This window comes from Hephaestia mangrovi, from assembly GCF_019880555.1.
GTDB classification, from domain to species: Bacteria; Pseudomonadota; Alphaproteobacteria; order Sphingomonadales; family Sphingomonadaceae; genus Sphingomonas; species Sphingomonas mangrovi.
Genome location: NZ_JAINVU010000001.1, coordinates 839,944 through 857,310, shown reverse-complemented (window position 1 = coordinate 857,310; position 17,367 = coordinate 839,944). Strand labels below are relative to the sequence as shown.

The window sequence follows — 17,367 nt, the reverse complement described above, 5'->3', positions numbered from 1 at the left end:
GCCTCCTGCGACGGATCCGCCGCCGGCATCACCGCATAAGACGCCGCCCCACGCGGCAAATCCTCCGCCGCATGCATCCCGCTGCACGCCCCACACGACAACACCAGCCCGGTCGCGACCAATACACGCCCAACCGCCATCACCCAACCACTCCCTCAGACCGACGACCAGACCGCTCAATACCAACCCGACCCAGCAAACCCGCCAACATCCCACTCACCACAGCCAAAGACAGACTCCGCTCCGGATAGTCAACCAACGAATGCATCAACAAAACTAAGAGGGAGCCTAACACGAAAATGCCCGCAATTCGGCGGTCGCGAGCCGCTTTCTGCATCAGCATTCTAGTCAGCCTCACCCCCGTGAAGATGACGATCACCAATATGAACAGCGGTGCGACAACACCCGCCTCCAAAAGGAATTCAAGATAATCGTTGTGTGCCCGGTTTGAAAAATCGGGCCGGACAAACTCAAGCCGCTCGCTCGCCGCAAAAATGGGCTGAAAAGTTCCGATTCCTGACCCTACAGGCCAATGCTGCCCAATCGCATATACGGTGTCTTTCCAAATCTCCGGGCGTATCGCCTCAACGTCACTGAACCGTCCTAGGGTTTGCCCAACCCGCGTGTTGTTCGACAGAAGATAAGCGGAAGCGCCGATCACAGCCAAACCGGTCAACCCCGCAGCAATCACCTTCCAGCTCCGCAGCATGGACTTGCGAAGAAGCATCGCGGCGGCCGCGATTACCGCAACTGAAATCAGCGCCACGCCGGTGCGCGAACCGGTCAAAACGACTGACAACACAAGGAACAGAAGCGCCGCAACCAGTAGCACTTGCACCTGCCGCGACCAGCCGCTTCGAACACCTAAAGCCGCCCAAGCCGTAGCGGCGATCACAGCGATTAAAAGGATGTCGGCATCGGCGTTGCGGTTGGCCTGAAAGCCCGTAGCAAATCCATGATGAGTGAATTCGTAGAAGCGGAGCCAGTTAGCATTGCCGCTGGCTAACTGAAGGACCCCAACTGTCGCGGCAGCGAGGCCGAGCAGCGCCATTACCCCGATCAACGTAATACGATCGCGCCCACGCAGGCGCGAGACCATGAACAGCATCGTCAGCGGCGGCATCAAAGACAGCACGGAGGCGATCGTGCGCGGCGGCGATTCTGATAGCGGCATCCAACTATCGGCTCGCCCGACCAAGGCGAGCGCCTGAACTTCGACCTCCCGTCCCGGCAAATGGTGCCAGATGCTCGGCGGAAGCGGAACGAGCTGCAGCAAGGGAATAGCGGCGAAGATCGCTGCCATGATCAGCAACGGCCAATCGACTGGCGGAGATAGATAACTGCGATCGCGCGGCGCCAGCCACACCCAGGCAACCAGCGCAGCCAAGGCGGCGAATTCCACAACCAACTCGGTCGATGGCGACGGCGTACCGCCCCCACCGAATACGATGGCGACCACGAGCAATGCCCCGCTAATCCAGATGCGCGGGTTGATCGCCCTACGCCCGGACCGCGAATGACGCCGATGCGACCGCCTATGACCTGAGCGAGAGCCGCTGCCGCGATAGCTATAATCAGCCACGCAGAACGCCCCGTGGAGGAACACCCCGGAGGCGCCGGGCTCGCTTGACAGTCATCCCAGCCTCAACTCGATCAAATACGCAGCCCTCATAGAGCAATCAGCGCGGCAGACAACCGATCCTGCAGTTGAATGCCGCCGCACGCCCCTCCATTCGGCGCAGGAAGATCCACCGTTCGTCGTGATAAAATCAGACCGCACCGCGCGACCGACGCCGATCGTCGAATGAAGTGCAGCACATTTATCTCTCTCGGATCTATCTTTGAGCAACAATACTCGCCGACGTTTTGCCGCACGTCGGCCGAGCCACCGCACTTCTTGAGAATAAAGATATCGGTTGAAGACAAATAACGTTCACAACCATTTAACCCAAGCTATCGCACAGAGTGACGACACCGGCAGTATATTATAAATGATTTCCAGAAAAATGATATAAAATACTGAATTAACACGTATTTTTAGAGCTTTTATTGTGCGCAATGTCGCGCATGAAAAAGAGTTCTAATAGATGACAATTCAATTCCACGGCGTTCGCGCCGCCAGAGACTATCTCCTGGAGGGTTTCCCCCTAACCCGCGTCGAAGCGCTTCTCCTGTTCGGCGTTCCCGACCTCACGAAGATCATCTCCGACCTTCGAGCCGAGCGCTACATCGTCGTGAGAAGCTCCATCACCTTTGCCGCAGTCTTGGTGCGCCTGCGCCAGCATATCGATGTGGGCACGCCGACCGAGCTGCCGGTCCGCGATATCCAACTCACCGAATATCGCGTCAGCGCGTGAGGGGCCGGCTTTCATGAGACGTCAGTTTTCAGCCGCCCAGCGCCGCCTCCTCGCTTTTGCCGCAGCCGGCCGGAGCCAGTCCTGCGGCATTCCCCTCACCCCCTCCTTCCACGCCGATCATCGGCGCCCCTTCAGCGCCGGTGGGCCGACCATCACCGCCAATGGCCAGGCGCTGTGCGAGGCCTGCAATCTTCTCAAAGGTAACAAAATGATCCGTCTCCGCCCCTGGCAAGCAGAAGCTCACGACAAAGCCGTCGACTGGTTTCTCGACAAAGCAACTGACCGCCATTTCCTGATCGACGCCGCGCCCGGCGCGGGCAAAACTCTGGTGAGTTGTGCGATTGCTGAAACAATGATCAAGCGCGGGTTTGTCCAGCGCGTGGTCGTGATTGCGCCGCGAACGGAGGTCTTCAATCAATGGGCCAAGGACTTCAGCTACGTGACCGGCCGCCACATGAGCCGGATCACCGGCGCCGACGACGATTTCAGCGCCATGAAACTCGATGTCTGCGCGACATGGGCGGCGACCGACGCGCTCCATGACGGCCTGGACGTCAAATCTTCCATTGCGACCGCTATAGTCTAAACTTTCGAGAAATGCCTCTCACGCGTTTGATATTCCACGACATATTTGAACGGTCATTGGTAGCTCGATGTTTCCGAAGGTTTCCAATATTTTGCCCGAAACTTAATGCCTTACTTCCGTAAAAATTTCTCCGACCGTGTTGGTAACTCTGATAAAATCTCGATGCTACCATTTGCATACGCTTGATACAGAGCCATAATCGGCTAACTCGCGCGCGGTTGTGCGAACAGAAACGACGAACGCTTTCAGATGCGGGGATGTGCGGGAGCGAGCTAGTCCTGGGGCCGTTCTCAGCACGCCAGCGTTCATTCTCATTCAAATGTACGGTGCGCTGCGACGGCCAAGCAGCGCAACCTTCTGGCACACGTAAGCCGCGGCAGATGAGCAAGGAGGGAGCCCGGCAGCAAAAGCGCGGCTCGCGTGGCTGATACCGATCACCCATTTTTGCGAGCATGCAGCCCAAACCAATGAGCCGAGCTCTCCATCGCATCTCACCAGACGACACGGCCGGCTTTCGCCGCCGCCTCCCATCAGCGCAATGGCTGCTTCCGGCTCTCGATCCATCGCGGCACGATCGGCTTGGCGGCATCGGCCGGAATCGCCGCGACTGCAGCGGCAATCAGATCGGCGCGTTGCTGCCATGGCAGGTGGACACTTCCCAACCCGCCGCCATCGTTGAGCCGGGGACCGAACGTGCGCCAATAGTGCACAGCTTCTTGGGGATCGTAGCCGGCGTTGGCCATCAGCGTGACGCTCAGGCGATCGGCCTGGTTCTCGGTTTCCTTGATCAGCCGACCGCTCTTACCGAAGATCCGGAAAAAGCCGCGATCGACGTGCGCCGCCGTCAACCGGTGTGGATGGTCGAGCACGATATGCGAGAGTTCATGAGACAGGATCACCGCCAGATCCTGGACGTTGCCACCGACGAGGTTGACCAGCGCGGAGTCGACCTGGATCGTCTCTCCGTCGGTCCCCGCGTTCAGGCCATCGCTGACGTCGACTTCTACATGAGCCACGCATCCTTCGATCGGGCGGAGCGTGACGGAGAGTAGTTGGCCATGCCGCTTGACGGTTATCGCCAACGGCTGTCGCGGGTCGGCCGCATCCAACATCGCGAGCGCGTCGGCGCGATCGGTACTGGCGCTGATCGGACGACCGCCAACCGAAATCAGCGAATCGTCGGACTGAATGCCGGCAACGGCTGCGGGGCTTCCGGGAATCACACCCTCGATGCCGATCGGCGATTCGAAATCGAAATGGCGGATTGCCGCGGCGCGGATCGAATCCGCATAGTCATTGCTGCTGTGCAGCACCAATCCGGTGAGCGCAGCCCGTTTCAGGCACAATTCGTCGTTCGCTACCGCCAGCCGGTAGAGCACGGAACCGACCGCCACGTCAGCCGCGCGCAGGCCTTCGAGACTCGCCGATTGATCGTCCGGCGCCGTCGCCGACAGCCGTCCCGCAGCCATCAAGGCAATCGCTATGGCGATGATTTGCCTAATTTTTCCCACGATTCCGCTACGCTTCACCGACTACTTGCTCTTTGACGTAACCGTCCATCAGCGCCCCCTCAATCAACCATTGTGTCACTTCAATGCAACGGTGCGCCGGCAACTTCATGCCGGGACGGTGCGTTATGGACACGGACGGATAGGCAAGCTATTCAATTGCAAGCAAACAGGGCGAGAGGCCATGGCTGAGCAAGTGCAAAAAGCTGTTGTCTTTCCGTGTGATTTGATTATGGCTTTGAAAAATTCGGCTTTCAGCGAGGAGAACGCGAAATGAACGTTGGTAAGGTTATTCTGGGCGTGGGTGCGGCTGTTGGCCTCATGTCTTCGACGGTGGCAATGGCCGCGACGACCCGTTCGTCGGCTGCCCTTCCCACCGCGCAGGCTCCGGTCAACGGCGTCCGCGCCGCGACGGCGCTGAAGCGCAAGAGCAACCAGTCGGACGGTTCGTCGACCGGCACCTATGTCGTCGGCGGTCTTGCCGCTGCGGCCGTGATCGCCGGCATCGTTGTCGTCGCCAGCGACGACAACAACAAGAGCTCGTCCAGCCCGGGCTAATTTGATCGTCAGATCGAAACGGAAACCCCGTCAGCGGTGCTGGCGGGGTTTTTGTTTTTTGGGGCTTGTCGAGAGGACATCCCGCCCGCCAGAAATGCTGTTTTCGTTTATTCGAGAAGATCGCTTCGACCTGTTGTCGCCACCGTATCATTGTCCGCGAAAAGGTGCCGGATCAGCGGTAGCGTCACCGCGCGCCTCCGGGGCGGATCGCAGTTGGTTCCCCGCCGAAGGCCTATCCCCAACCCTTAGTCAGCTGTGGCTCGCCAAATAATCGACGATCGACTCGGCTGCGTCGTCGGGTGAGGTGACGGTGGTGTCGATGCGGATCGCGGGCGCCGCGGGGGGTTCGTAAGGCGAATCGATGCCGGTGAAATTCTTGAGGTTGCCGGCGCGGGCCTTCTTGTAGAGGCCCTTCACGTCGCGTGCTTCGGCCACTGCCAATGGCGTATCGACGAATATTTCGACGAACTCGCCGTCGGGCAACATCTTGCGCACCATCTCGCGTTCGGCGCGGAATGGCGAGATGAACGCGGTAAGCACGATCAGCCCGGCGTCGGTCATCAGCTTCGCTACCTCGCCGACGCGGCGGATATTCTCGATCCGGTCGGTATCGGTGAAGCCCAGATCCTTGTTAAGACCGTGGCGGATATTGTCGCCATCGAGCAGAAAGCTGTGCTTGCCCAGCGCGTGGAGCTTCTTCTCGACGAGATTGGCGATGGTCGACTTGCCCGAACCCGACAACCCGGTGAACCACAACAGCTTCGGCTGCTGGTTCTTCTGTGCGGCATGCGCTTCTCGGCTGATCTCGATCGCCTGCCAATGGACGTTCTGGCTGCGTCGCAGCGCGAAGTCGATCATCCCGGCGGCGACGGTCGCGTTGGTCGCCTTGTCGATCAGGATGAACCCGCCGAGATCATGATTGTCGGCATAGGGCTCGAACACCAGACCGCGATCGGTGTAGACCTCGGCGACGCCGATGTCGTTGAGCTCGAGCATCTTGGCCGACAACTGCGCCATCGTATTGACGTCGATCGCATATTTGGGCGGCTGCACAGTCGCGCTGCTCGTCTGGCTGCCGAGCTTGAGCCAATAGGCCCGCCCCGGTTGCAGCGCATCCTCGGCCATCCACACGATCGTCGCCTGGAATTGGTCGGCGACCTGCGGCGGCGCGTCTGCGGTGGCGATCACGTCGCCGCGCGAACAATCGACCTCGTCAGCCAGGCATAATGTCACCGATTGCCCGCTGACGCCCTCGTCGAGATCACCGTCCATCGTCACGATGCGCGCCACCTGCGTGGTCCGCCCCGATGGCAGAACACGCACCGCATCCCCCGGCTTGACGGTGCCGCCGGCAATCATCCCGGCAAACCCCCGAAAATCGAGGTTGGGCCGGTTGACCCATTGCACCGGCAACCGGAAGGGCCTGGCGCAATCGGCCTCGGCTTCCACCTCGACCGTCTCGAGGTGCTCGATCAGCGTCGGACCGTCATGCCATGGCATCGCCGCGGTGCGCTGCGCGATATTGTCGCCGCGCAGCCCCGACAACGGGATCGCGGTGAACGCGGCGATCCCGATTTCGCTGGCGAAGGCCCGGTAATCGGCAACGATCGCATCGAACCGCGCTCGATCGTAATCGACCAGATCCATCTTGTTGACCGCCAGTACGACGTGGCGGATGCCGATTAGGTGCGCGAGGAACGAATGCCGCCGCGTCTGCGTCAAGACGCCCTTGCGCGCATCGATCAGGATCACGGCAAGGTCGGCGGTCGAGGCGCCCGTCACCATGTTGCGCGTATATTGCTCGTGCCCCGGCGTGTCGGCGACGATGAACTTGCGCTTCTCGGTCGCGAAGAAGCGATAGGCGACGTCGATCGTGATGCCCTGCTCGCGCTCGGCGGCAAGCCCGTCGACGAGCAGCGCAAAATCGATCTCCTGCCCCTGGCTGCCGCTGCGCTTGCTGTCCGCCTCGAGGCTCGCCAACTGATCCTCGAAGATCATCTTCGAATCGTACAAGAGCCGCCCGATCAGCGTCGACTTGCCGTCGTCCACCGAGCCGCAGGTGATGAACCGCAGCATCGATTTCGACTGATGGATCGCCAGATAGGCGTCGATATCCTCGGCAATCAGCGCATCGACGCGATAGCGGGGTTCAGCCGAGGTCATCAGAAATACCCCTCCTGCTTCTTCTTCTCCATGCTCGCCGCCTGATCGTGATCGATCGCGCGACCCTGTCGCTCGGAGGTCGTGGTGAGCAACATCTCCTGGATCACCGCCGAAAGGTCTGCCGCCTCGCTCTCGACCGCGCCGGTCAACGGATAGCAACCCAGCGTGCGAAACCGGATCGAGCGCATCACCGGCTCCTCGCCGGGATCGAGCCGGAAGCGATCGTCATCGACCATCAGGATCAGCCCGTCACGCTCCACCGTCGGCCGCGGCGCGGCAAAATACAGCGGCACGATCTCGATCCCTTCGAGCTGGATATATTGCCAGATGTCGAGTTCGGTCCAGTTCGACAACGGGAAGACGCGAATGCTCTCGCCCTTCGCCTTGCGTGCATTGTAGAGCCGCCACAGTTCGGGGCGCTGGTTCTTCGGATCCCAACGATGGCTGGCGGTGCGGAACGAGAAAATCCGTTCCTTGGCACGCGCTTTCTCCTCGTCGCGCCGCGCTCCACCGAACGCCGCATCGAAGCCGTATTTGTCGAGCGCCTGCTTCAGCCCCTCGGTCTTCCACATGTCCGTATGACGGCTGCCGTGATCGAAAGGGTTGATGCCTAGCGCCTTGGCTTCGGGATTCTGGTGAACCAGCAACTCCATCCCCGCCTCGCGCGCCGCCCGGTCGCGCAGCTCGTACATCGCTTGAAATTTCCACGTCGTGTCGACGTGCAGCAACGGAAACGGCGGCGGCGCCGGATAAAAGGCCTTGCGCGCCAGATGCAGCATCACCGCCGAATCCTTGCCCACCGAATAAAGCATCACCGGCCGCTCCGCCTCCGCAACCACCTCCCGCAAGATGTGGATGCTCTCGGCCTCAAGCCGATCGAGATGGGTCAAACGCTTGGAAGCAAGGGTCTTGGTTGAAGGGGGATTTGACAAAGGCGCAACCTTGCGGCTCGATACGGGAACAGCGCGTCCGTGGAACCGACCGCCCAGAACGCCAACATGCTCTGGTCTGAACGCGTTGCCCCCATCCATCAACGAAGATTATGGTGCAGAGCAAGAAGCCAATCTTATCTACCCCACCTGGGTATTGGACGGTACCGCGGCCAACGCATAGGAGCGCGGCGATACGACAGGAAATTGAGATGCGGCGGCACGACAGGAAATTGGGATGACAGACGACGATCTCGCCGCCGACCTTGCCGCCGCCGCCGGCGACTTGCTCTTGGCCATACGCGCGGAAGGCACCGAACACGATCGCGCGCTGGGGAAACGCGGCGACCACGAAGCGAACGCCTTGCTGATCGAACGCTTGCGCCATTCCCGGCCGGACGACTGCATCCTTTCCGAAGAGGCCAAGGACGATCTGTCTCGCTGCTCGGCAAGGCGCGTCTGGATCATCGATCCGCTGGACGGCACACGCGAATATGGCGAGGGTCGCGAGGATTGGGCGGTGCATGTCGGCCTGGCGATCGATGGCCAGCCGGTCTGCGGCGCCGTCGCTCTGCCCGCTCGTGGCCGGGTTTTCGCGACCGGCGATGAAGGCGCCACGCGGGCGCGGCCGCGCGATCAGCTGACCATCGTAGTCAGCCGCAGCAGAGCGCCGGAAATTGCCCAGGCGGTAGCCGACCGGTTGGGGGGGTTGTTACTGCCGATGGGCTCCGCCGGGGCGAAGACAATGGCTGTCGTCGCCGGTGATGCTGATTGCTATCTTCATGCCGGCGGCCAATATGAATGGGATAATTGTGCGCCAGTGGCGGTAGCGCGGGCATATGGATTGCACGCATCGAGGCTCGATGGCAGTCCCCTGCTGTACAATTGCACGAACCCGTCATTGCCCGATCTGTTGATCTGCCGTCCGGAACTGTCCGAAATGCTGCTTACCGCGATTCACGATGTCGGCAGCGGCGATCATTAGCGAAATCCGCGATCTGAGGTGTTTGCTTCATCGTAGACTGTGCCCGTACCGACGGCGGCACAGATAGCGGACCGGCGTTATGGCGCTACAGCGCATCCTGTACGAATGCGAGACCATGCCTTTGCAAACTATTGTAAATTGGCTGTTCGTTTTGCAGGGATGCGATATTCGCGATATTGCGAATGCAATGGATTGCAAGCATGTTGCAGAGCAAAACAACCTTGCTGCTCTTCGGATCGAAGCCTAACGTCCGGTTCACCTTCGCGGCCGGGTCGATAAGGTACAGGAGTTCGCGATGAATCTTCACACGGGTCACATCGACCCAGTCGCGAGTCCCGCGAATGCGTCGCCTGCGCGGAAGGCGCGTCCGCAACGCCAGTCGACGCTGCGCATAAAATTGATTTCCTACAGCGTCCTGATCGACCTGCTGTGCCTCGCAATCTGCTTTGCGATTGCGCCGCCGCTGCACGGCTCGGCTTATTCGTCGAGCCGCCTCGATACCATCTTGGTCGTCCTGATTCCGGCGTTTCTCTTTTCGGCCTTCAATGCCGATGCCTATGATGCCGACGTCATCCTCGACCGGATGACGAGCGTGGCGCGCGGATTGAAGGCGCTGGTCATCGCCTTCGCCTTCTTCGTGCTGATCGCCTTCGCGCTGAAGGCGAGCGGAAGCCTGTCGCGTCTCACGATCGGCATCGGCATGGTGCTGAGCTTCGCGTCACTGGCGGTCGCGCGCTATTTGTTCGCCAAGCGCGCGATTGGCCTGATCGGCGGCAATCCGTTCAGCGTGGTGCTGTTGCATGATGGCGGCGCCGCGCGACCGCCGGGGCAATTCTCGGCGACCGTGCTGGCCAAGGACATCGGCTTCGACCCCGACATTCACGATCCCGACATGTACGACCGGCTGGCCAAGGCATTGTCCAGCGCCGATCGCGTCATCGTCGCCTGCGATCCGGCGCGGCGGCTCAGCTGGGCCAATGCGCTCAAGGGCGCCAACGTCCAGAGTGAAATCTACTCGCCCGAACTCGCCGTGCTGTCGCCGCTCGGCGTCGCGCGCCAGGGCAAGGCCACTACCCTGATCGTCTCGACCGGGCCGTTGGGCCTCGCCGACCGCATGGTCAAGCGCGGCTTCGATATCGCGATCGGCTTGCCGGCACTGCTGTTCTTTTCGCCGATCCTCGTCTGCACTGCGATCCTGATCAAGCTCGACAGCGCCGGCCCGGTCTTCTTCCGCCAGATCAGGATCGGGCGAGGCAACGAGAAGTTCGAGATGCTCAAGTTTCGCAGCATGCGGGTCGACGGGTGCGATGGCGACGGTCACCGCTCGACCGCCCGCGACGACGATCGCATCACGCGGATCGGCCGGATCATTCGCATGACCAGCATCGACGAGCTGCCGCAGCTGATCAACGTGCTGAAGGGCGACATGAGCATTGTCGGCCCGCGCCCGCATGCGCTTGGCTCGCGCGCCGAGGACAAGCTGTTCTGGGAAATCGACGACCGCTACTGGCATCGCCATGCCGCCAAGCCCGGCCTGACCGGCCTGGCGCAGATACGCGGCTATCGCGGCGCGACTCTGCGCGAGGACGATCTCACCAACCGGCTGCAGGCCGACCTGGAATATCTGGACCGCTGGTCGATCTGGAGGGACGTCCAGATCCTGATCCAGACCTTCCGCGTGCTTCTGCACAAGAACGCATATTGAGCGCGGCGAAAGCCGCTTCGCAACGTCAGCCCGCCGCGAACACGCCGCAGGCAATCCGGCTGCCGCTGCTTCCCGCAGGATCGCTCATCATGTCGTCGCGGCCGGCATGGATCACGATCGCCGAGCCATCGGCATCAAGCAGCCCGTCAAGCGCTGCGCCGGGGATGTTCACCGCCAGCGAGGCATGACCGTTCGGCGGCACGGCCAGGTTGGGCAGGTCGCCCATGTGCGGCCCTGCGGGATTGAGCGTCCCGTGCTGCGCGCCCAGCGGATTCCAATGTCCGCCGGCGCTGGCGAAATCAGGCGGATCGCACCTGCCGATAGCGTGGATGTGCGCGCCATGGTCGCCGGCCGGAAGGCCATCCACATCGAGCATCAGGCGCAGCCCGCCCTGCACTTCCTGCGCCGTCGCGTGACCGACCACCGCGCCATGCGCATCGTGCAGCGTCGCCGTGGCGCTGCGGCTGGGCGTCGCAAGCGGCTTGCCGACATCATGTGCAGCGCCAGCGCATCCCGCCAATGCGAACGCAGTGATCGTGGCCGTCATGATGTGGCGCATGAAACCTCCGTGGATAGGCGATCGTAACGAGCGTCCGGGGCGTCGGAAAGGTTGTAATTCGCCAGCCGGGCCGATCAAGCCGCGACGGCTGCTTCCTCCAACGTAGCCCGGACCGCCGCTATCGCGTCATCGGCCTTGGCGCCATCTGGCCCGCCGCCCTGCGCCATGTCGGGCCGGCCGCCGCCGCCCTTGCCGCCGAGCGCGGCCACCGCACGCTGGACCAGCTCGACGGCGTTGCGCTTGCCCGCCAGATCGTCGGTGACGCCGACCGCTACCGACGCGCGGCCGTCGTTGACCGCGACCAGCATCGCCACGCCCGAGCCGACACGCGCCTTCATCTCGTCGACCGCGCCACGCAGCCCCTTGGGATCAAGCCCCTCGACCACCTGCGCGAGGAAGCCAGCGCCACCGACCTGCTCGGGGCCGGCCGCCTCGGCATGGCCTCCGCCCAGCGCCAGCGCCTTCTTCGCCTCGGCAAGCTCGCGCTCGAGCCGCTTGCGCTCATCGACCAGCGCGGCAACGCGCGCCGGCACCTCGTCCGGCGACGCCTTGAGCACCGCCGCGGTCTCGCGCAGCTTCTCGTCACGATCGGCGAACCAGCGGCGCGCGGCCTCGCCAGTCAGCGCCTCGATGCGCCGTACGCCCGAGGATACCGCGCCCTCGCTCACCACCTTGAACAGGCCGATATCGCCAGTGGCGCCGACATGCGTGCCGCCGCACAGTTCGAGGCTGTAGATCGGCGCATTGTCGCCGCCGCGCCGGCCCATCGAAACGACGCGGACCTCATCGCCATATTTCTCGCCGAACAGCGCCATCGCGCCTTCCTGAATCGCCTCGTCCGGCGTCATCAGCCGCGTTTCGACCGTGTCGTTCTGGCGGATATAGGCATTCACATCGCCTTCGATATCGGCGAGCGACGACGGCTCGATCGCTGTCGGCTGCGAGAAATCGAAGCGCAGGCGATCGGGCGCCACCAGGCTGCCCTTCTGCGCGACATGGGTGCCGAGCCGATCGCGCAGCGCGGCGTGGAGCAGATGCGTCGCCGAATGGCTCGAGCGGATCGCGCCGCGACGCTCGTGATCGACGTCTAGGCGGACGCTGTCACCAACCTTGACCTCGCCGGCCTCGATCACCGTGCGATGCGACCAGACGCGGCCGACATGCTTCTGCGTGTCTTCGACGAAGGCGCGCAGCTTGTCGTTGGTCATCGCGCCCGCGTCACCGATCTGGCCGCCGCTTTCGGCATAGAAGGGCGTCTGGTTGGTGACGATGTCGACCGTATCGCCAGCGGTCGCGCTGTCGACACGCGCACCATCCTTGACGATGGCGATCACCTCGCCCTCGCCTTCCTCGGCCGAATAGCCGATGAATTCGGTGCCGCCCTTTTCCTCGGCGAGATCGAACCACAGTTCTTCTGAGGCCTTGTCGCCCGAGCCCTTCCACGCGGCACGCGCGGCACGCTTCTGCTCGGCCATCGCGGCGTCGAAGCCGGCGCGATCGACCGACAGGTTCTGCACACGCAGCGCGTCCTCGGTGAGGTCATACGGGAAACCGTAGGTGTCGTAGAGCTTGAACGCGGTCTCGCCAGGCAGCGTGTCGCCCGCCGTCATGCCGACGGTCGCTTCGTCGAGCAGCTTCAGCCCCTTGTCGAGCGTCTGGCGGAAGCGGGTTTCTTCCTGCAGCAGCGTCGCCTCGATCAGCGACTGCGCGCGGACCAGTTCGGGGTACGCCCCGCCCATTTCCTTGACGAGCGCGGGCACCAGCCGGTGCATCAGCGGATCCTTGGCGCCGAGCAAGTGCGCGTGGCGCATCGCGCGGCGCATGATACGGCGGAGCACATAACCTCTGCCCTCATTGGCCGGCAGCACGCCGTCCGCCACCAGGAAGCCCGAGCAGCGCAGGTGATCGGCGATGACGCGGTGGCTCGCCTGGTTGACGCCGGTCGTCGCGGTGTGAGTGAGCTCGCCCGATTCGGCGATCAGCGCCTTGAACAGGTCGATGTCGTAATTGTCATGGACGCCCTGCATCACCGCGGCGACGCGTTCCAGCCCCATGCCGGTGTCGATCGACGGATTGGGCAGGTTGCCGATGATCTCGTTGGCTTCCTGCACGAACTGCATGAAGACGAGGTTCCAGATCTCGACGAAGCGGTCGCCATCTTCATCCGGCGATCCGGGCGGTCCGCCGGGGATATGATCGCCATGATCGTAGAAGATTTCCGAGCATGGGCCGCACGGGCCGTTTTCGCCCATCACCCAGAAATTGTCCTTGGTGGCGATGCGGATGATGCGGCTTTCGGGCAGGCCGGCGATCTTCTTCCACAGGTCGAACGCCTCGTCATCGGTGTGATAGACAGTGACGGTCAGCTTGTCGGGGCTGATCCCCCATTCGCCGGTGACGAGCTTCCAGGCGAGCGAGATCGCGCGTTCCTTGAAGTAATCGCCGAACGAGAAATTGCCCATCATCTCGAAGAAGGTGTGATGCCGCGCGGTATAGCCGACATTGTCGAGATCATTGTGCTTGCCGCCGGCGCGCACGCATTTCTGCGCCGAGGTCGCGGTCGAATAGGGGCGCGTCTCGAGCCCGGTGAACACGTTCTTGAACGGCACCATGCCGGCGTTGACGAACATCAGCGTGGGATCGTTCTGTGGCACCAAGGGCGCAGAGGGCACCTTGGCATGGCCTTCGGCGGCGAAGTAATCGAGGAACGATCGGCGGATGTCGTTGGTCGAGGTCATGGGTGCGATCTAGGCGAGGGTTGCGCGACTCACAAGCGGATCGGTGCGGGGTCAAACAGGTTGGTCGATCGACCTCGGCGGCGTGGAGAAGAAGCGCGGACCGTCGGCGGTCATGTGGAAGCAATCTTCCAGCCGGACGCCGAACTTGCCGGGGATGTAGATTCCGGGCTCGTCCGAAAAGCACATGCCGGGCGCGAGCCTGGTCGTCTCGCCGTGGACGAGATAGACCGGCTCGTGCCCGTCGAGGCCGATGCCATGGCCGGTGCGATGCGACAGACCGGGGAGCTGGTAGCCGGGGCCGTAACCGAGGCTTCGGTAGAATGTGCGGACGGCATCATCGACTTCGCCCGCCGGCGTGCCGACTCGCGCCGCCCGGATCGCGACCTGCTGGCCCTGCTGGACTTGGCTCCACACTTTGCGCTGCTCCGCGGTCGCGGTGCCGTGAACCCAGGTGCGCGACACGTCCGACTGATAGCCTTGCACGGTGCAGCCGCAGTCCATCAGCACCACCTCGCCATCGGCAATGGTGCGCGGGTGCTTCGAGCCGTGCGGATAGGCCGAGGATTCGCCGATCAACACCATCGAGAATTCGGGCGCCCCGCCCAATTTCCGGGTCGCGGCGTCCATCAGCGCGGAGACCTGATCCTGGCTCATCCCCGCCTCGACGCGCGGCTGCACCCAGCGATAGGCGGCGATCGTGACGTCGGTTGCTTTCTGCATCAGCGCAAGTTCGGCCGGTGTCTTTATCATACGGACGGCGCGGACGACGGGGGTTGCCGGCACCAGCTTGGCGTCGGGCAAGGCGTGGGCTAGGCCGTCGAAGGCGAAATAACGGACATTGGCCTCGATACCGATCGGACGGTTGGCGAGCTTGCGGTCCTCGAGGAAGCTCGCGATCGTCGCCATCGGGTTCTGGTCTTCCTGCCAAACGCGGATGTCGGCGGGAATTGCGAGCGTTTCCTTGACCGAAGGTGCCTCGAAGAACGGCGTGACGATGCAGGGCGTGCCCTCGACCGGCAGGATCGCGGCGGTCAGCCGTTCGCTCTGCCACCAGTGGACGCCGGTGAAATAGACCATCGACGAGCCCGCCTCGACCACCACCGCGCCGATACTTGCTGCCTTCATCAGCGCCTGCGCGCGGGCCAGCCGGCCGGCATATTCGGCGGCACCGATCGGCCTGGCATCGGTGGTGATATCGCTGAGGCCGGCAAGATCGGGCTCGGCCGCGCGCACCACGGCGGCGCTCGCCAGCGACAGCAAGGCCCCGGCCCCCAGCACGCCCCGCCGCCCGATCTCGATACCGTCGCTCATGCCGCACCCCCTTCGCGCGCCTTGACCGCCGCGCCGCTTTCCCGTTGGTAGCCCGCTTCTAACAGGGGAGCGTAAATGGCCAAACGGTTGACCATGTTCATCGCCATCGGGCTCGTGCTCGGGCTTGTCGTCGGCTGGGGAATCAACCTCGCCATCGATGACGGCACCGCGGCGTCGGCTGCTCAACTCAAGCAAATCGCTGGCTATTTCTCGATCCTGACGACGATCTTCCTGCGTCTTATCAAGATGATCATCGCACCCCTGGTCTTCTCCACCCTGGTCGCGGGAATCGCCCATATGGGCGACGGCAAGGCGCTGGGGCGAATCGGTGCGCGCGCGCTGGCCTGGTTCGTCTGCGCCAGCCTGACCTCGCTGACCATCGGCCTGATCCTGGTCCACCTGCTGCAGCCGGGCACCGGCCTGCACCTCGCGCTGCCGGCGGCGACCGCCTCGGTCGGACTCGATGAGAGCTCGTTCAATCTCAATAACTTCTTCACCCATATCGTGCCCGCGTCGATGGTCGAGGCGATGGCGACCAACGAGATCCTGCAGATCGTGATCTTCTCGGTGTTCGTCGGCGTGGCGATCACCGCGGTGGGCGAGGAAGCGGCGCCGCTGGTCCGCGCGATCGACGCGCTGGTGAAGGTGATGCTGCGGATCACCGATTACGTCATGCGCCTCGCGCCGATCGCGGTGTTCGCCGCCGTCGCCAGTGCGCTGGCCGAGCGCGGGCCGGGGGTGATCGGCAATCTCGCTTACTTCATGGGATCGGTCTATGTCGGTCTTATCGTCTTGTGGTGCGTGCTGATCGGCGCCGCTTTCCTGTTCATCGGCCCGAGCGCGCGGGCACTGGTGCGCTTCATTCGCGAACCCTTGCTGGTCGGCTTCTCGACCGCGTCCTCGGAAGCGGCCTATCCCCGGACGCTCGAGGCGCTGGAGAAGTTCGGGGTGCCCAACCGCATTGCCAGCTTCGTCCTCCCCTTGGGCTATTCGTTCAATCTCGACGGATCGATGATGTACATGACCTTCGCGTCGATGTTCATCGCCCAGGCCTATGGCATCCACCTGTCGCTCGGCGAGCAGATCACGATGTTGCTTGTGCTGATGATCACGTCGAAGGGGATCGCCGGCGTGCCGCGGGCCAGCCTGGTGGTGATCGCGGCATCGCTTTCAATGTTCCACATTCCTGAGGCCGGGCTGCTGCTGATCCTGGCGGTCGATCACTTCCTCGACATGGGGCGGACGGCGACCAATGTGATCGGCAATGCGGTCGCGGCGAGCGTGATCGCCAAATGGGAAGGCGCGATCGGCGAGCCCGACCCGGTTCAGGCATAGGCATAAGGCCCGCCCGCCACGAGCGCGGCCTGATAGGCCGGGCGGGCGTGGATCGTCTCGAGCCAGCGGAGCGTGTGCGAGCGGCTCGCATCGAGGCCGGCGCGGGACCGCGCGGCCTCGAGCGGGAAGCTCATCATGATGTCGGCGGCGGTCATCTCCTCGCCGGCGAACCACGGCCGCGCCGCCAGCTCGCCCTCGACATAATCGAGATGGACATCGATCATCGGCTGGAATTTCTTCTGCGCGGCCTTGCCGAACAGCGGCACGCGTCCGAGCACCAGCTTGACCAGCAAGGGCGGCATCAGCGAGCCCTCGGCATAATGCAGGAAATGGCGATAGCGCAGCACGCCGGCGCGATGGGTGGGCGGGCCGAGCCGGCCATCCGCCTTCTCGACCAGATAGTCGATGATCGCGCCGGTTTCGGCAACGACGCGGCCATCGTCATCGGTATCGACGATCACCGGTGACTTGCCGAGCGGGTGGATGCGCCGGAGCTCGGGCGGCGCGAGCATTGTCTTGGCATCACGCTCGTAGCGCTTCACCTCGTACGGCAGGCCGAGTTCCTCCAGCATCCAGAGGATGCGCTGCGACCGCGAATTTTCGAGATGGTGGACGATGATCGTCATATCTGCC

The 17,367-nt window shown here is 63.0% G+C and carries 14 protein-coding genes; 6 read left to right on the top strand and 8 right to left on the bottom strand.

Features of this window, described 5'->3' with window-relative positions; genetic code table 11:
* Window positions 1-139 precede the first annotated feature (139 nt).
* Window positions 140-1,459, bottom strand: a complete 1,320-nt coding sequence (locus K7G81_RS04075) for an O-antigen ligase family protein (RefSeq protein ID WP_223029434.1) — start codon at window positions 1,457-1,459, stop codon at window positions 140-142.
* A 628-nt stretch (window positions 1,460-2,087) separates the two neighbouring features.
* On the opposite strand from K7G81_RS04075, the gene K7G81_RS04070 reads away from it, so the two are divergent.
* Window positions 2,088-2,357, top strand: coding sequence for a hypothetical protein (locus K7G81_RS04070; protein ID WP_223029433.1), 270 nt, complete (start codon window positions 2,088-2,090; stop codon window positions 2,355-2,357).
* Window positions 2,358-2,370: 13 nt separating this feature from the next.
* The gene (locus K7G81_RS04065) at window positions 2,371-2,943 is read left to right on the top strand and encodes a DEAD/DEAH box helicase family protein (protein WP_223029432.1); all 573 of its coding nucleotides are present in this window, start codon (window positions 2,371-2,373) and stop codon (window positions 2,941-2,943) included.
* 530 nt (window positions 2,944-3,473) lie between these two features.
* On the opposite strand, the gene K7G81_RS04060 is transcribed toward K7G81_RS04065, so the two are convergent.
* Complete coding sequence (locus K7G81_RS04060) at window positions 3,474-4,472, bottom strand: PDZ domain-containing protein (protein ID WP_223029431.1); 999 nt, start codon at window positions 4,470-4,472, stop codon at window positions 3,474-3,476.
* A gap of 318 nt (window positions 4,473-4,790) precedes the next feature.
* Between K7G81_RS04060 and K7G81_RS04055 the strand changes: the two genes are divergently transcribed.
* On the top strand, window positions 4,791-5,009 hold the full coding sequence (locus K7G81_RS04055) for a hypothetical protein (RefSeq protein ID WP_223029430.1): 219 nt from the start codon (window positions 4,791-4,793) through the stop codon (window positions 5,007-5,009).
* Between the two features lie 249 nt (window positions 5,010-5,258).
* On the opposite strand, the gene cysN is transcribed toward K7G81_RS04055, so the two are convergent.
* Window positions 5,259-7,172, bottom strand: coding sequence for a sulfate adenylyltransferase subunit CysN (gene cysN / locus K7G81_RS04050; protein ID WP_223029429.1), 1,914 nt, complete (start codon window positions 7,170-7,172; stop codon window positions 5,259-5,261).
* Window positions 7,172-8,104: a sulfate adenylyltransferase subunit CysD gene (cysD, locus tag K7G81_RS04045; RefSeq protein WP_223029428.1), complete on the bottom strand. Its 933-nt coding sequence runs from the start codon at window positions 8,102-8,104 to the stop codon at window positions 7,172-7,174. Before cysD ends, cysN begins: the two co-directional genes overlap by 1 nt.
* A 235-nt stretch (window positions 8,105-8,339) precedes the next feature.
* Between cysD and K7G81_RS04040 the strand changes: the two genes are divergently transcribed.
* Together K7G81_RS04040 and K7G81_RS04035 are read left to right on the top strand one after the other, a co-directional pair.
* Window positions 8,340-9,086, top strand: coding sequence for a 3'(2'),5'-bisphosphate nucleotidase CysQ (locus tag K7G81_RS04040; protein ID WP_223029427.1), 747 nt, complete (start codon window positions 8,340-8,342; stop codon window positions 9,084-9,086).
* 397 nt (window positions 9,087-9,483) lie between these two features.
* A complete protein-coding gene (locus K7G81_RS04035; protein ID WP_223029426.1) occupies window positions 9,484-10,791 on the top strand; it encodes an exopolysaccharide biosynthesis polyprenyl glycosylphosphotransferase in 1,308 nt (435 codons plus the stop codon).
* A gap of 25 nt (window positions 10,792-10,816) precedes the next feature.
* Here the strand turns inward: K7G81_RS04035 and K7G81_RS04030 are convergent, their stop codons facing one another.
* From K7G81_RS04030 to K7G81_RS04020, 3 genes are all read right to left on the bottom strand, one after another.
* Window positions 10,817-11,350 (bottom strand): superoxide dismutase family protein, encoded by a 534-nt coding sequence (locus tag K7G81_RS04030; protein ID WP_223029425.1) that lies wholly within the window; start codon window positions 11,348-11,350, stop codon window positions 10,817-10,819.
* A gap of 74 nt (window positions 11,351-11,424) precedes the next feature.
* The gene (alaS, locus tag K7G81_RS04025) at window positions 11,425-14,088 is read right to left on the bottom strand and encodes an alanine--tRNA ligase (RefSeq protein ID WP_223029424.1); all 2,664 of its coding nucleotides are present in this window, start codon (window positions 14,086-14,088) and stop codon (window positions 11,425-11,427) included.
* A gap of 51 nt (window positions 14,089-14,139) precedes the next feature.
* Window positions 14,140-15,399, bottom strand: a complete 1,260-nt coding sequence (locus K7G81_RS04020) for a M24 family metallopeptidase (RefSeq protein ID WP_223029423.1) — start codon at window positions 15,397-15,399, stop codon at window positions 14,140-14,142.
* Between the two features lie 75 nt (window positions 15,400-15,474).
* Here K7G81_RS04020 and K7G81_RS04015 point away from each other — a divergent pair, with 75 nt between their 5' ends.
* On the top strand, window positions 15,475-16,734 hold the full coding sequence (locus tag K7G81_RS04015) for a dicarboxylate/amino acid:cation symporter (protein WP_223029422.1): 1,260 nt from the start codon (window positions 15,475-15,477) through the stop codon (window positions 16,732-16,734).
* Here K7G81_RS04015 and K7G81_RS04010 read toward each other — a convergent pair.
* On the bottom strand, window positions 16,725-17,360 hold the full coding sequence (locus K7G81_RS04010) for a glutathione S-transferase family protein (protein WP_223029421.1): 636 nt from the start codon (window positions 17,358-17,360) through the stop codon (window positions 16,725-16,727). The two genes, K7G81_RS04015 and K7G81_RS04010, sit on opposite strands and share 10 nt — an antisense overlap.
* Window positions 17,361-17,367 lie beyond the last annotated feature (7 nt).

Excerpts from the sequence above, each read along its gene's own strand:
- K7G81_RS04070 (WP_223029433.1), top strand. The coding sequence starts at position 2,088 with ATGACAATTCAATTCCACGGCGTTCGCGCCGCCAGAGACTATCTCCTG.
- K7G81_RS04065 (WP_223029432.1), top strand. The coding sequence starts at position 2,371 with ATGAGACGTCAGTTTTCAGCCGCCCAGCGCCGCCTCCTCGCTTTTGCC.
- K7G81_RS04055 (WP_223029430.1), top strand. The coding sequence starts at position 4,791 with ATGGCCGCGACGACCCGTTCGTCGGCTGCCCTTCCCACCGCGCAGGCT.
- cysN (WP_223029429.1), bottom strand. The coding sequence starts at position 7,172 with ATGACCTCGGCTGAACCCCGCTATCGCGTCGATGCGCTGATTGCCGAG.
- K7G81_RS04040 (WP_223029427.1), top strand. The coding sequence starts at position 8,340 with ATGACAGACGACGATCTCGCCGCCGACCTTGCCGCCGCCGCCGGCGAC.
- K7G81_RS04030 (WP_223029425.1), bottom strand. The coding sequence starts at position 11,350 with ATGCGCCACATCATGACGGCCACGATCACTGCGTTCGCATTGGCGGGA.
- alaS (WP_223029424.1), bottom strand. The coding sequence starts at position 14,088 with ATGACCTCGACCAACGACATCCGCCGATCGTTCCTCGATTACTTCGCC.
- K7G81_RS04020 (WP_223029423.1), bottom strand. The coding sequence starts at position 15,399 with ATGAGCGACGGTATCGAGATCGGGCGGCGGGGCGTGCTGGGGGCCGGG.
- K7G81_RS04015 (WP_223029422.1), top strand. The coding sequence starts at position 15,475 with ATGGCCAAACGGTTGACCATGTTCATCGCCATCGGGCTCGTGCTCGGG.
- K7G81_RS04010 (WP_223029421.1), bottom strand. The coding sequence starts at position 17,360 with ATGACGATCATCGTCCACCATCTCGAAAATTCGCGGTCGCAGCGCATC.